Annotated in this window: 13 protein-coding genes and 1 tRNA gene; 8 read left to right on the forward strand and 6 right to left on the reverse strand. The window is 52.1% G+C overall.

Going from position 1 to position 13,741, the window contains the following annotated elements; translation table 11 throughout:
- The 3 genes from folP to NCN04_RS02295 all read right to left on the reverse strand — a co-directional run.
- A partial coding sequence (gene folP / locus NCN04_RS02285; RefSeq protein ID WP_250395060.1) for a dihydropteroate synthase occupies nucleotides 1-450 on the reverse strand: 450 nt, incomplete at its 3' end.
- Between the two features lie 6 nt (nucleotides 451-456).
- Complete coding sequence (tpiA, locus tag NCN04_RS02290; protein ID WP_048346362.1) at nucleotides 457-1,188, reverse strand: triose-phosphate isomerase; 732 nt, start codon at nucleotides 1,186-1,188, stop codon at nucleotides 457-459.
- Nucleotides 1,189-1,221: 33 nt separating this feature from the next.
- Nucleotides 1,222-1,446: an RNA-binding S4 domain-containing protein gene (locus tag NCN04_RS02295; protein WP_048346361.1), complete on the reverse strand. Its 225-nt coding sequence runs from the start codon at nucleotides 1,444-1,446 to the stop codon at nucleotides 1,222-1,224.
- A gap of 15 nt (nucleotides 1,447-1,461) precedes the next feature.
- Between NCN04_RS02295 and NCN04_RS02300 the strand changes: the two genes are divergently transcribed.
- Together NCN04_RS02300 and NCN04_RS02305 are read left to right on the forward strand one after the other, a co-directional pair.
- Nucleotides 1,462-3,201 carry an ABC transporter ATP-binding protein gene (locus NCN04_RS02300; RefSeq protein ID WP_250395061.1) on the forward strand — a complete coding sequence of 580 codons (1,740 nt, stop codon included), beginning with the start codon at nucleotides 1,462-1,464 and terminating at the stop codon, nucleotides 3,199-3,201.
- 53 nt (nucleotides 3,202-3,254) lie between these two features.
- Nucleotides 3,255-3,494, forward strand: a complete 240-nt coding sequence (locus NCN04_RS02305) for a DUF6447 family protein (protein ID WP_157028564.1) — start codon at nucleotides 3,255-3,257, stop codon at nucleotides 3,492-3,494.
- Nucleotides 3,495-3,645: 151 nt separating this feature from the next.
- On the opposite strand, the gene NCN04_RS02310 is transcribed toward NCN04_RS02305, so the two are convergent.
- The 3 genes from NCN04_RS02310 to carB are packed head-to-tail and all read right to left on the reverse strand — an operon-like array spanning nucleotide 3,646 to nucleotide 9,069.
- Nucleotides 3,646-5,001, reverse strand: coding sequence for an alanine/glycine:cation symporter family protein (locus NCN04_RS02310; protein WP_048346358.1), 1,356 nt, complete (start codon nucleotides 4,999-5,001; stop codon nucleotides 3,646-3,648).
- Nucleotides 5,002-5,044: 43 nt separating this feature from the next.
- Entirely contained in the window at nucleotides 5,045-5,719 is a 675-nt protein-coding gene (locus tag NCN04_RS02315) for a DUF3386 domain-containing protein (RefSeq protein ID WP_048346357.1), read from the reverse strand.
- A 26-nt stretch (nucleotides 5,720-5,745) separates the two neighbouring features.
- A complete protein-coding gene (gene carB / locus NCN04_RS02320; protein ID WP_250395062.1) occupies nucleotides 5,746-9,069 on the reverse strand; it encodes a carbamoyl-phosphate synthase large subunit in 3,324 nt (1,107 codons plus the stop codon).
- Nucleotides 9,070-9,188: 119 nt separating this feature from the next.
- On the opposite strand from carB, the gene NCN04_RS02325 reads away from it, so the two are divergent.
- The 6 genes from NCN04_RS02325 to NCN04_RS02350 form a co-directional block, all read left to right on the forward strand.
- Nucleotides 9,189-9,824 carry a DUF3318 domain-containing protein gene (locus tag NCN04_RS02325; RefSeq protein WP_048346355.1) on the forward strand — a complete coding sequence of 212 codons (636 nt, stop codon included), beginning with the start codon at nucleotides 9,189-9,191 and terminating at the stop codon, nucleotides 9,822-9,824.
- On the forward strand, nucleotides 9,817-10,185 hold the full coding sequence (gene rsfS, locus NCN04_RS02330; RefSeq protein ID WP_250395063.1) for a ribosome silencing factor: 369 nt from the start codon (nucleotides 9,817-9,819) through the stop codon (nucleotides 10,183-10,185). The genes NCN04_RS02325 and rsfS overlap by 8 nt, the downstream gene beginning before the upstream one ends.
- A gap of 11 nt (nucleotides 10,186-10,196) precedes the next feature.
- Nucleotides 10,197-10,691: a CGLD27 family protein gene (locus NCN04_RS02335; protein ID WP_250395064.1), complete on the forward strand. Its 495-nt coding sequence runs from the start codon at nucleotides 10,197-10,199 to the stop codon at nucleotides 10,689-10,691.
- Between the two features lie 32 nt (nucleotides 10,692-10,723).
- The gene (locus NCN04_RS02340; protein WP_048346352.1) at nucleotides 10,724-11,695 is read left to right on the forward strand and encodes an asparaginase; all 972 of its coding nucleotides are present in this window, start codon (nucleotides 10,724-10,726) and stop codon (nucleotides 11,693-11,695) included.
- Nucleotides 11,696-11,748: 53 nt separating this feature from the next.
- Nucleotides 11,749-11,825 (forward strand) — tRNA-Met (locus NCN04_RS02345).
- A gap of 493 nt (nucleotides 11,826-12,318) precedes the next feature.
- On the forward strand, nucleotides 12,319-13,741 hold a 1,423-nt coding region (locus tag NCN04_RS02350), incomplete at its 3' end, for an FAD-binding protein (protein WP_250395065.1).

Here is a 13,741-nt window from a genome sequence, read left to right on the forward strand (position 1 = left end):
CGTGCAGTGATCCATCGTTTGGCTGGTTCCGCGACTATGCATCAGAACAAATGGACAGCCAGCATCGGCAATCAGAGACAACATCTCTGAATCACGTCGTCCACCACTGACATCGTTAATCCAATCAGCACCAGCCTCAAGAGCCTTGTTGGCGACTCTCGCAAGAAAGGTATCAACCGAAATCAAAACCTTGGGGTGAGCTGCACGAATCGCCCTCAGCGTTGGCAAGAGACGCTTGAGTTCCTCATCCGCTCCCACTTCCATGGCATTAGGCCTGGTGCTTTGGGCTCCCAGATCCAAACAATCAGCCCCGCAAGCGATCTGTCGCGATGCCTGAGCCAATGCCTTCTCTAATTGATTGAATTGACCACCATCGCTAAAGGAATCAGGAGTGAGGTTGATCACTCCCATCACGGCAGTGCGCGTGCCCCAATCCTTCGGCCAGCGCATCGACCGTCAGCTCTTGATGTAATTCGCGATCCGCCCGAAACCTTCAGGATCCAGGGAGGCACCGCCAACCAAGACCCCATCGATATCACTCATGCCCATCAACTGATCAATGTTGCCTGGTTTCACCGACCCCCCGTACTGAATGATCAAATCTGGTGAGCCAACCCAGCTACGAATCAATCCACAGATGCGATTGGCTTCACTGGCTTCACACGTTTTACCGGTACCAATCGCCCAGATCGGCTCATAGGCCACAACAAGCTGGCTGGGGTCCAGACCTTCTAAGCCCTGCTCAACCTGACGACGGATGACCCGCTCCGCTTCACCCCGATTGCGCTGTTCGTCGCTTTCACCGACACAAACAATCGGGATTAAGCCATTGGTTTGAGCTGATCGAGCCCGGTGATTGATCTGTTCATCACTCTCGCTGAAATACTTGCGAGGCTCACTGTGGCCAACGATTGCATATTGGACGTTGTGCTCCTTGAGCATGCTCGGGGATATCTCAGCGGTGTAAGCGCCCTCTCCCTCCCAGTGCACGTTCTGACTGGACAGTTCAAGGCGGGTTCCTTGGCTCAGCTCAGCAAGCGTGCTGATCGCCGTAAACGGGGGCGCCACCACCAGATGTCGGTCATTGGGCAGCTCTTCAATCAGGGGAAGAAACGTGCCAATCCAGGCCTTAGCTTGCGCACAGGTCATGTGCATTTTCCAGTTGCCAGCAATCACCGGTTTGCGCACGCTTCCTTCCTCTGCAGCTCAGCAGCTGACAACTTAGTGCCCAGCCTGAAAAGAATCCGAAACTTCGGCAGAGTCGACACCCATTTGGACCCGATCACCAGCTTTCAGTTGTCGGCCACGCCGTTGCTCAAGCTCGCCATTCACGGACACGTCACCCCCCTGAATCCTCAACTTGGCTTCTCCACCAGTCGCGACCCAGCCCATCCATTTAAGGAATTGATCAAGTCTCATTCCTGCACCAATCGGTCCAATCGCCATTGATAGTCTGACCTGATGCTGAAGCCATCAGAAGCGGGATTCCGCAGGTTGATTCCACTGCTGCGACCTCACAGGCGACTGCTGACGATCGGCACTCTCTGCATGCTGGTTTTTGTCAGCAGCCAACTGGTGTTGATGCGACTGATGGGCAGGCTGTTGCCCGATGTGGGATCGGGTGATCTCAAGCGAATCCTCCCGGTCATCGGACTCGTTCTGCTGGTCTTCGCGATCCAAAAACTGGCACAATTTGGCCAAGACTCTCTGCTTGCAGGACCCGCTTTACAAGTCAGCCAGTCACTGAGAAGAGACCTCTTTCAAAGGCTTCAGAAGGTGCAGCTCGGTGCCTTGGAGAAAATGTCGTCCGGCGATCTCACCTACCGGCTCACAGAAGATGCTGATCGTGTGAGCGAGGTGATTTACAAAACTCTCCACGACAGCATCCCAAGTGCTCTGCAATTGGTGGCTGTACTTGGCTACATGCTTTGGCTTGACTGGAAATTAACGCTTGCGATCCTGCTCCTCGCCCCGTTTGTTGCGTGGCTGATCAGCCTGTTTGGGGCAAGGGTGATGATCGCCACTGAACGAAGTCAAAAAAAGGTCAGTGAACTGGCAGGTCTGCTGGGAGAGGCCATTGAAGGGCTACCTCTCGTCCGTGCCTTTGCCGCAGAGCCCTGGTTGGAACGCCGTTTTGAAGAAGAAATCGATCAGCACCGGCAAGCTCGCTACAACACCTATCGTCTTGTTGCCCTCCAACATCCCGTAGTCGGGATCATTGAGGTCCTGGGTTTCGCCACAGTCCTGGTCTTAGCAGCGATCAGAATCAGTAGCGGTGATCTTTCAGTCCCTGAACTGATCAGCTACCTCACTGGCTTGGTGCTGCTGATCGATCCAATCGCCCATGTCACTGCGAATTACAACGAATTTCAGCAGGGACAATCCTCACTGCGCCGTTTGCGTGAAATCGAAAAGGAACCCTCGGAACCGGCAGATCCTGTCCCGTCGATTCCTATTGGTCGCCTGCAGGGAAATTTGAACTTCGATCAAGTCGAGTTCTCTTACATACCAGGCCAACCCGTTCTTCAAGACTTCAACCTCTCCATTAAGGCCGGACAGGTGGTGGCCCTCGTTGGACCTTCAGGCGCTGGAAAAACGACGCTTTTTTCTCTACTCCTGCGGTTTAATCGCGTTAATCAAGGTCAGCTTCTTTTTGACGACAAAGATCTCAGCCAGGTCTGCGCGCGCGACCTGAGACAACAAGTGGCTCTTGTTCCCCAACGCAGCAGCGTGTTTTCTGGAACGATCGCGGAAGCCATACGATTTGGCCGAGAGGCCACGCAGGAACAGCTCCATCAAGCTGCAAAGCTTGCCAACGCCCATGACTTCATCATCCGTCTTCCAGACGGCTACAACACCCGTCTTCAAGAGCGAGGCACCAACGTTTCAGGCGGACAACTACAGCGCATTGCCATTGCGAGGGCAGTGCTTGGAAATCCGGCTGTGATGCTATTGGACGAAGCGACCAGTGCCCTTGATGCAGAGGCGGAGGCCGCTGTTCAACTTGGGCTCAAGCAAGCCATGCTGGGTCGAACCGTGATTGTGATTGCCCATCGTTTGGCAACGGTTCAAGAAGCCGATCTCATTGTTGTTCTTGAACATGGTCGAATTAGCCAACAGGGCAGCCATGACGATCTGATGAGTCAGGGCGGCAGATATCGAGAACTGTGCGAACGACAATTCATCCGCATCAACGAATGAATGGTTTCAACCAACGCACCAGCCAATAGGATCTTGGCATTTGCTTGCCATTGATGACCAGCTCTTCCGTTTCCCAAGACCAGAATCCAATTCTGACCTTTGAAGGCAAACGCTACGACCTCAATAAGCTCCCAGATGATCTCAAAGAGCTCGTTAGAGGAATGCAGGTTGCTGATGCCCAACTCCGTATGCATGAGGACACCCTCAAAGTGCTCGCCGTTGGACGCCAGTCAATGGCCATGCAGCTCAACGAACGACTCAAGGACGTCACGCCTCTAGAGAACGCAGCCTGATCTTTCAACTGTCTGAGTCTCTCTCTTCACACAAAAACAGCCTCCCGGCAAGACCAGGAGGCTGTTTTATTAGAAAGAAAACCGGTGTTGGTTCCAGACAAATTGCTAAGGAATCAACAATCTGAATGACATTGTGATACCAGCAAAACCCTCAACTGATTGTGGTTGATTGTTGACGAGTCTTGAAGTCGTAGGAACGTGTCAATCGGAATACGACTGGGGAAAGCAACAGCAATCCGATCAGGTTGGGGATAGCCATCAGACCATTAAGAATCTCGGCAATCGTCCAGATCACACCTCCTGAAGCCACAGCACCAAAGACAACAACAGCAACCCATACAAACCTGAAAGGGCGAATTGCCTTCACCCCAGCCATATATTCAAGACACTTCTCGCTGTAGTAACCCCATCCCAAGATTGTTGTCAACGTGAAGAAAATTGTGCCGAAAACAACAATCCAATCAAAACCAGGAAGTGCAGCTCCAAAAGCATTGATTGTGAGAGATACATTTTGAGCCCCTGAAACATAATCCGCCTGGGAGTACAAACCGCTAATAATGATCACAAGAGCTGTCATCGAACAGATCACGATGGTGTCGATGAACGTTCCAATCATCGCCACAGAGCCTTGAAGAACAGGATCACCTGGCTTTGCCGCAGCCTGAGCAATCGGCGCTGTGCCCAAACCTGACTCATTCGAGAACACACCACGCGCAATACCGCGCTGAATCACCACGCCGAGTGAACCACCAGCAGCAGCCTCTCCATTGAAGGCATTGGAAAAAATAAGACCAAAGGCTCCAGGAATCTGATCCAGATTGGCGACGAGAATGACTAGCGCTCCAATGACATACACAGCTGCCATCACTGGTACAACAATCTGAGTGACCTGACCAATCCTCTCAATTCCTCCAATCAGAACCGCCAGGGTGATCGAAGCGACGACGATGCCGGTCAACAACGGTGGGATCCCAAACGACACTTGCAAGGCTTCAGCCATCGCATTGGCTTGAACCCCATTACCGATCCCAAATCCAGCAAGGGCACCAAAGAAGGCAAACAACCAACCCATCCATGCCCAGTTTTTACCAAGTCCATTGCGTATGAAATACATCGGACCACCTACATGCTCACCAAGCTCATCCACTTCGCGGTAATGAACTGCCAAAAGTGATTCCGCATATTTCGTAGCCATACCCACAAGGGCGATCAGCCACATCCAGAACACTGCCCCAGGACCACCAACCGCAATTGCTCCTGCAACGCCTGCAACATTTCCCGTGCCAATCGTCGCAGCTAACGCAGTCGTCAGACTTTTAAAGGCACTGACATCACCATCACCACTGCTACTGCGGATGGATGCGATCGCTTCGCGAAAACCAAATCCAATACGGAGTAGGGGCTGAAATTTCAGCCCCAACATTAAATACAAGCCAGTGAGGCCGATTAACCAAAGGGTGAACGGCCCCCAAACGAAGCCATTAATTGCAGAAAGCAGAGAATTCACTAAATATCAAAAGCTGTGGGCAGTATGCCCAGCTTTTGGCGTGTTACGCCAGAGGCTGCAAGTCTTCAAACAAAAACGTCTGCTCAGAGGCCTCTGAGCCAGCGCCGGCAGCCGTAGTGATGCGACGTGAGGCAAGGGTCCAAGGCCCATTTCCTGGAAGGGGAGCGAACTGATCCTCGAACGTGCTTTTTCCACCTTTTGGCTCACCCGTTTTGGGATCTGCATATTCGCTGGTGTAGGTATGGCTTAGATAACCCTCCCCAGTATCAGTTGTACTCATGGTGTGGATCGTGACCACGGTTCCATGAATGTGACGGTGAACCATCGTCACAACATCATCTTTAATTCGATATTTATCACCTTGACCTTTTCCGCCAATGATGACTTCGAGACCTTCATCTGTGCAATCGCCAGCGGTAAATGTATTTTCAGAATGGGTCTGTTCAAATGTACGACGCACACGATGAATACAAACTTCCCACAATTGCGAGGCAAACGCCTTTTCAACTTCAGGGTCAGAGACCCCCTCAACCTTGGCTTTTAAATCAGCGCCAACACGGAAGGTTCCTTCAACAGATCGATCGCCCTGTAGCCAAATGCAGCGACCTGAATATCCAGAAAATCCTGAATCCCAGGTGTAACGGTTTTGATAAGCAGCACGAAAAGCATCCCGGCAATCGCTGCCTGGAGCAATCACTGTCGCGGAGGTCGTAGTCAAGGGATCAACAGCAAGCTTTTAAAACCCTACTGGCCAGAAAGCGATGCGTGCACGTCTTGCAAAGCATGAATCACGATTGTTCGAGTTTGTAAGGCCTCAATGGCCTCTACAGCAGCACGCGCACCAGCCAAGGTAGTGAGGGTCGGAACGGAATAATCGAGAGCAGCCCTGCGTAAGTAGCGATCATCGTGCGCAGCCTGGCGTCCAATGGGTGTATTGATCACCAACTGCACACCGCCAGAACGAATGAGGTCCTCAATATTGGGCCGTCCCTCATGCACTTTGAGAACGGACTCCACCTGCAACCCTTCCTTACGAAGCGCTTGAGCGGTTCCAGAGGTTGCGATCAATTGGAAACCCAATCCGATGAGCTGGCGCGCCACAGGCACCAAAGCTGGCTTATCGCGATCGTGGGTAGAAAGAAACACGGTTCCTGTTGTTGGAAGCGCTTCACCTGCCGCTAGTTCTGCCTTGGCGAAAGCCATACCGAAATCGGAGGCAGAACCCATCACTTCTCCAGTCGAACGCATCTCGGGGCCAAGAAGAGAATCAGACCCAGGAAAACGTCGAAAAGGAAGCACCGCTTCCTTCACGGTCTGCAAAGGAGGGGCAGGCTCTTTCAGCAAACCAACCTGGCTCAACGTTTCACCAGCCATCAAACGTGTTGCAAGGCGTGCCAAAGGCACACCTGTGGCTTTGGCCACAAAGGGAACAGTGCGAGAGGCACGAGGATTGGCTTCGATAATGAATACTTTTTCGCCCCCATCTGCAGCTCTTTGAACCGCAAATTGCAAGTTAATCAGTCCTTGAACTTTCAATGTGACCGCCAATGCCTCACTCCAACGGCGAATCAGAGATAAGGCCTCTTCACTAAGGGAGATGGCAGGCAAGCAACACGCTGAATCTCCGGAGTGAATTCCTGCAGGCTCGATGTGTTCCATCAACCCACCGATCACAACCGTTCCCTCCTTATCGCAAAGGGCATCAACATCAACTTCAACCGCATTTTCTAAGTACTGATCAATGAGCACAGGATGATCTGGCTCAACTTGAACAGCTTCCTTCATGTAGCGATTGAGCTCGGCCTCGTCGTACACGACCTCCATAGCGCGCCCACCCAAGACATAAGAAGGGCGAACGACAACGGGATAGCCAACGTTCTCAGCAATCGACCGTGCCTCCACTTCGCTTCGGGCTAGTCCATTGCGGGGTTGACGGATCTCAAGTGTCCGAAGAATGGCCTCAAACTGCTCCCGATCTTCCGCAAGATCGATGGATTCTGGCGAGGTTCCCCAAATCTGGGTCCCGGTCGACAGCCCCTTCTGAGTGGTGAGCCAATTCAAGAGAGGCAACGCGAGCTTGAGAGGTGTCTGCCCACCGAATTGAACAATCACTCCATTGGGCCGCTCTGCCTCAATCACATTCAAGACGTCTTCGAGCGTTAGAGGCTCAAAATAAAGACGGTCACTACTGTCGTAATCCGTCGAGACCGTCTCGGGATTACTGTTTAACATCACCGTCGCAAAATTCTGATCCTGAGCAGAAAAAGAAGCATGACAACAACAATAATCGAATTCAATACCCTGCCCAATTCGATTAGGCCCACCACCCAAAATCATCAATTTGGGTCTCGTTTCAGGAACAACCTCAGTGGATGGAGCCATAGGCTGTAGTTGTCCATCTGGCTTCAAACGAAGAAGGGGACGTTCATAGGTTGAGTAGTGATAAGGAGTGGAAGACGAAAATTCAGCGGCACAGGTATCGACTGTTTTAAACACAGGCGTCACACCCAACTGATCCCTACGTTCGCGCACATCCAGCTCTTTACTATCAACAAACCAGGCAATTTGCCGATCGGAATACCCCAACACCTTGAGCTTAAACAACGCTGTCTCATCAAGATCTTCAAGACTTTTACCCATCAACAGATCAGACTCAGCAACAATCAATCCTCTTAATTTTGCAAGAAACCAAGGATCAATATGGCTTAGTTCATGAATGTGAACATCAGTCATACCTGACAACATTGCGCTACGGACAGCCAAAATCCGATCGGGGGATGGTGTCCTTAATGAGCGTTCAAGATCCGTTTTAGAGCACACTGGCTCAGGTCGGTCACCTCCCCATCCGGACAGGCCAGTCTCAAGTGATCGCAAGGCTTTCTGGAACGACTCTTCGAAACAACGACCAATGGCCATCGCCTCACCAACCGACTTCATCGCTGTTGTAAGAACAGCGGGAGATCCACGGAACTTTTCGAATGCAAAACGCGGAACTTTCGTGACCACGTAGTCAATGGTGGGCTCGAAACAGGCTGGTGTCTTACCAGTGATGTCGTTGAGAATCTCATCAAGGGTGTACCCCACTGCCAACCTGGCAGCGATCTTGGCAATCGGGAATCCAGTGGCCTTACTCGCTAGCGCAGAAGAGCGACTTACCCTTGGATTCATTTCAATCACCACCACTTCGCCGTCAGCAGGATTGATGGCGAACTGGATATTGCTTCCCCCAGTGGCCACACCAATCTCACGAATAATCGCGATCGATTGATCTCTTAGCCTTTGATATTCGCGATCAGTGAGCGTTTGGGCCGGTGCAACGGTGATCGAATCACCGGTATGGATCCCCATTGGATCCAAATTCTCAATGCTGCAAACAATCACAACGTTGTCTGCCAGATCACGCATCACCTCAAGCTCGAACTCCTTCCAACCGAGCAGAGATTTCTCAATCAAGATCTGAGAAACAGGACTGGCATCAAGACCTGTCTTGCAAATAGCGCTGAATTCCTCGGGGTTGTAAGCGATTCCTCCGCCGCTTCCGCCGAGCGTAAAGGCAGGTCGAATAATGCGCGGATAGCTGCTAATCGAAGCACCAACCGCTTCCGCTTCTTCCAAATTAGATGCGATTCCTGAGGGGCAAACGTGTACACCGATGCGCTCCATCGCCTGCTTGAAAAGCTGCCGGTCTTCCGCTTTTTGAATCGCTTTGAGATCAGCACCGATCAGTTCAACACCAAACCGATCCAGAGTTCCATTTTTGGAAAGCGTTACCGCCAAATTGAGGGCGGTCTGCCCTCCCATTGTGGGGAGCAACGCATCGGGACGCTCGAGTTCAATCACACGAGTGACAACGTCCGGGGTGAGCGGCTCGACGTAGGTGCGGTCCGCCATTTCCGGATCCGTCATGATCGAGGCCGGATTTGAGTTGATCAAGATCACCTCATAGCCTTCTGCCCTCAGGGCTTTACAAGCCTGAGTTCCTGAATAGTCGAACTCGCAGGCCTGTCCGATCACAATCGGTCCGGAACCCAACAGGAGGATGCGACGAAGATCGTTCCGCCGGGGCATGGGCCTTCAATACAGCCAAACCAGCCAATACTCCCATGTGGAGCCCTTGAAAGATTTCATCAGCAACCTTTTGGGTCGGTTGGTCGCTAGCGTTGGGGGAAAGGAGTGCTTAATCCACCATGAGTGAGCTCCAGCGACTGAAAGGGTTGCTGCCACCAGAGATGCAGAGCTGGGTGTTCGTGGAAGCTGCTGCTGCAGTGGAACCTGCTTTGATCACTCTTGAAGAGATCGGCAGAGATGAGGTCGAGATTCAGGTGGATCTTGATCTTTGGGACAGCTTTGCGCTTGATCACAGAAACCTGCTGTTTTGGCACGAGGTGGGTCGGATCCAAAACGACACCATTCCTAGAGATGGTTGGGAAATGGCTGCTCTAGCCATCGGCCTTGGCGGTGCGATTGGTGAGCTTTGGGTCCAAGACGGTCTGCTGTTGTTGATGGCCCTTGGCTTGTCTGGGTTTGCTGGCTATCGCCTTTATTTAAAAAATAATGCCGAAAAACGCCTTCGTGATGCGATCTCGGCAGACGAGCGGGCGATTGATCTGGCTTGCCGATTCGGCTACAGCGTTCCGAATGCCTACAAAAGCTTGGGTGGAGCACTGAAGGATTTGGTGGAACAAACACGCAAAAAGAAAAAGAGGAGCTTTTACGAGGATCGTCTTGAGGCACTTCGCAAAAGTGCAGGCAAAGCCAGGGCAGAAATGGCTCAGCAACAGGGCTCCAAACAATCTGTGACCAGCGAGAACGTCTATGGATAGTGAACAGCTGGCAGAGCTTGCAGCTGATGCTTGCGACGATCGCAAGGGTGTCGATATCCAGCTCATTCGGGTTGATGAGGTTTCGAGCCTTGCCGATTGGCTGGTGATTGCAGGCGGTCAGAGCGACGTTCAAGTCAAGGCAATGGCCCGATCCGTGGAAGACCGTCTTGAAGAAGAAGCCAAACGACTCCCTTTACGCAAAGAAGGGATGAACGAAGGCCGCTGGGCACTGCTCGATTACGGCGAATTGATTGTGCACATCCTGCAATCACACGAACGCAGCTACTACGACTTGGAAGCGTTCTGGAGTCACGGTGAACGCCGTCCCCATCTAGCGCCTGAAACATCGGTAGGCCTCTGAGACCTGTTCGTATGGCTGCGACTATCTCCTGTCCTGTACCTCCCGACCAACGTCCTCAGGAAGAGTTCACCCAGTTGAGCCAATCGTGGTTTTTTGGCTGGCCGCGTCATCGACAAATTGATTTAGACAAAGCTTTGTTCTTCAGTTGGCTCCTGGTCGTTCCTCTCACGGTTCTGATTGCAAGCGGTAGTTTGAGTTTGAGACACGATCCAATCCGTCTCGTCCTCGCAGGTGCTGTTTCTGGGCTCGTTTTGCCAATGTTGTTATTGGTACGCCAATGGTTGGGTTGGAGTTACGTCCACAAGCGGCTTCTTTCTGAACGCGTTGAATACGAAGAATCGGGTTGGTATGACGGTCAAGTTTGGGAAAAACCCTTGTCTTGGCGCGAGCGAGATCTGCTGCTTGCTCAACATGAAGTTCGCCCAATCCTAGGACGGCTAGGCAGAGCCATGGCCACAACAACGGGGCTCATTCTTGGTGGAACCAGCCTCTGTCAGGTCCTGTGACTTTGCTGACCTTACTTCTCTAAAACCCCTTTATGACACTTCCTCCTGGCTACGGCAGATCCTCCAGACATTCAGGCTGTCCTGCTTTTGAGGTCGTGCTGAAAAGAGGTTCATCGGTGGAATCTGTCCATCGAGTTCATGCCGTTGTCTGTGATTCAAAGGGAAGAATCCTGATGAAAGCTGGACACGCTGATCATGAAACCTTCGTGAGATCAGCCCTTAAACCCTTTCAAGCCTTGCCTGCTATCAGCAGCGGGGCCTCTGGACACTATGACTTTGGCGATCGAGGCTTGGCGATTAGTTGCGCCTCTCATGCCGGAACTGCTGAACATGCCAGGGAAGCGTTCCGACTGCTTTGGAACGCCCAATTAGAAACAGACTCTCTCCAGTGCCCCATACCTGGATGGGGTCATAGTCCCTTGGAGCACAACTGCTCAGGGAAGCATGCTGCATTCCTTGCCACATCGAGAAAAATGGGCTGGCCATTGGAGAGTTATCTGCAAGGTGACCATCCTCTGCAACAAGAGATCAATCGACGCGTTGGGGAATTCCTTGGACTGCCTGCAGAGGAACTCGTCGCAGAGCGCGATGACTGCGGTGCTCCCACCCTGCTGTTGCAACTTTCGCAAATGGCCTTGCTCTATGCCCATCTCGGCGCTTCAAGCCATGCCGAGCTTGAGCAAATCAGCCGAGCCATGCTCGCGAACCCCAAGCTTGTTGCCGGAGAAGGCCGCTTCGACACTGAGCTCATGTCTCGCTCGCATCAGCAAGTGATCAGCAAAGGGGGCGCTGAAGGCGTTCAGTGTCTGAGCAGAACAGGCGATGGCCTAGGAGTGGCGATCAAAGTGGAAGACGGCTCTCGCCGTGCCAAACAGGCTGTAGCACTCCACCTCCTGCGCCAACTTGATTGGATCACGCAGGGGAGCCTGGACGATCTGGAGGACAAGATGTTGATCATGGGTCCAGGAGTGAGACTTGAAGTGAAGGGAGAACTACGCGCGTAAACCACCACAATCGCTGGAGTTGCGAACCCCAAGTTGTATAGTTTTGGAGTCAACGCGGGGTAGAGCAGTCTGGTAGCTCGTCGGGCTCATAACCCGAAGGTCGGGAGTTCAAATCTCCCCCCCGCCACCAAATCAAAACCCCTCTTTATGAGGGGTTTTTTGATGCCTGAATCTCTCAATACTTTTAGAATTAAAGAATCGTGCCAAAACTGGCATCCTTAGAAAGAGGATTTCACAACACCTAAAAGGAATTCCGAACAAAAGTTCATTTGATAAACACAGCCACAAAACAAAGCAAACTAAAAACATTGGGATCAGACTATCATTTACTCAATACTTAATCCCAAATAATCCAATTAATCCAACAAAAATTTCTCTTAAATTCTCAATGATTATCAGCAATCAAGACCGAGAAAGTCTTCATCTATTACATCAAGAACCCCATCATGACTAACAGTTTGAACCACTCCTGACTCATCAGACTTATAGCTACTTAGGCATATCAGGGGCCTCAAACCATGTCAATTCAATCAGCTGATTAAATCATCGAACTATTGACATCCACGCCGATCAAACGATCAGCTGACGAAGAGGGACACTAAGAACAGGTCATCGCTTGAGCTGTGCCACTGAAACCCTTCGAAGCCATTGTGATCGGTTCAGGTGCGACAGGAGGTGTGGCAGCACAAACGCTGGCGGAAGCTGGGGTTCGCGTCTTGGTGGTGGAAACAGGCCCCGACCTGAGCGCCCAAGAAGCCCTGGGGGGCGAACCGACCAACAGCCTGAGGCGCGTCCGTGGTCTTCTCAGCGGTCAGCATCGACAACAAGCACAACATCCCGGCTACTGGAAACACAATCCACTTCTTTATGCCGATGAACGGCGCTACCCCTACTCCACCCCAAAAGGGCAACCGTTTCTCTGGACCCAAGGGCGCCAAGTTGGCGGGAGAAGTTTGACCTGGGGTGGAATCACCCTGCGACTTTCGGATCTGGAATTCAAGGCTGCAGATCGGGATGGCTATGGGCACTCCTGGCCTATTTCCCATCAAGATCTAGATCCGCACTATTCCGCTCTGGAGAAGCAATTTGCTGTGCATGGCAACAGAGACGGACTGACGCAGCTCCCAGATGGTTGCACCACACCACCCCTGAGTTTCACCCCAGAAGAACAACAGCTGGCTGCTGCCCTCCAGAACTCGGCTGATATCCAGATGATTCACTCACGCGGTTTTTCCGTCCATCAACCATCGGCAGAGTGCCCATGGCCGCCATCAAGCAGTCCTGGAAGCAGTCTCAAAGCGGCCCTTTCCACTGGACGCGTAGAGGTGCTGTCAGGGCACCTGGCAGAACGCCTCGTGATGAATAGAGATCAAAATCGTGCCCGCGGAGTGGTTGTCATCGATCAAAGCAACGGGGAGCGCATTGAGCTGGAGGCACCTTTAGTCGTTCTCTGTGCTTCCACCATTGCCTCACTGCGGTTTCTATTGCTCTCAGAACACTCAACGACGCATGGAGGCTTTCAAGATCCCTCAGCAAGCCTGGGGCGGCACTTGATGGATCACGTCTCAACGTGCCGCTTCTTTCAAGTTCCAAGCAGGAGTGGCCGTCAATCCCTTCAAGAGTTTGATCCCTCAAGCCAGTTGTCGGGGGCCGGAAGTTTTTTCCTTCCCTTTGGAAGTCTTCCACCACAACGCGATGGCTTACTGCCATTTTCCAGGGGGTATGGACTTTGGGGAGCGATCAATCGCTTCGATCCACCCTCGTGGTTAAAAAGAAATCCTGACTGCCGTTTGGGTTTTCTGATTGGTCATGGGGAAGTGCTTCCTTCCGATCAGAACAGGGTCACGTTGTCGGAAACAGTGGATCGCTGGGGAGTTCCCATCCCACATATCAGCTGCCGATGGGGAACGAACGAGACAGCAATGGTGGCTCATATGCACGCCTTGATGAATGAGGCTGTTGCCCTCGGGGGAGGGGAGATTCAACCCTTAACCGATCTGGTCATGATGCCGCTGATCGAACCCATAGTCGGCAACATGGAAGCCA

The sequence above is a fragment of the Synechococcus sp. MU1655 genome, assembly GCF_023630655.1.
GTDB lineage: Bacteria > Cyanobacteriota > Cyanobacteriia > PCC-6307 > Cyanobiaceae > Synechococcus_C.

Bases quoted from the DNA above. Each gene is read 5' to 3' on its own strand.
- NCN04_RS02295 (WP_048346361.1), bottom strand. From the start codon at position 1,446: ATGGCGATTGGACCGATTGGTGCAGGAATGAGACTTGATCAATTCCTT.
- NCN04_RS02300 (WP_250395061.1), top strand. From the start codon at position 1,462: ATGCTGAAGCCATCAGAAGCGGGATTCCGCAGGTTGATTCCACTGCTG.
- NCN04_RS02305 (WP_157028564.1), top strand. From the start codon at position 3,255: ATGACCAGCTCTTCCGTTTCCCAAGACCAGAATCCAATTCTGACCTTT.
- carB (WP_250395062.1), bottom strand. From the start codon at position 9,069: ATGCCCCGGCGGAACGATCTTCGTCGCATCCTCCTGTTGGGTTCCGGA.
- NCN04_RS02325 (WP_048346355.1), top strand. From the start codon at position 9,189: ATGAGTGAGCTCCAGCGACTGAAAGGGTTGCTGCCACCAGAGATGCAG.
- rsfS (WP_250395063.1), top strand. From the start codon at position 9,817: ATGGATAGTGAACAGCTGGCAGAGCTTGCAGCTGATGCTTGCGACGAT.
- NCN04_RS02335 (WP_250395064.1), top strand. From the start codon at position 10,197: ATGGCTGCGACTATCTCCTGTCCTGTACCTCCCGACCAACGTCCTCAG.
- NCN04_RS02340 (WP_048346352.1), top strand. From the start codon at position 10,724: ATGACACTTCCTCCTGGCTACGGCAGATCCTCCAGACATTCAGGCTGT.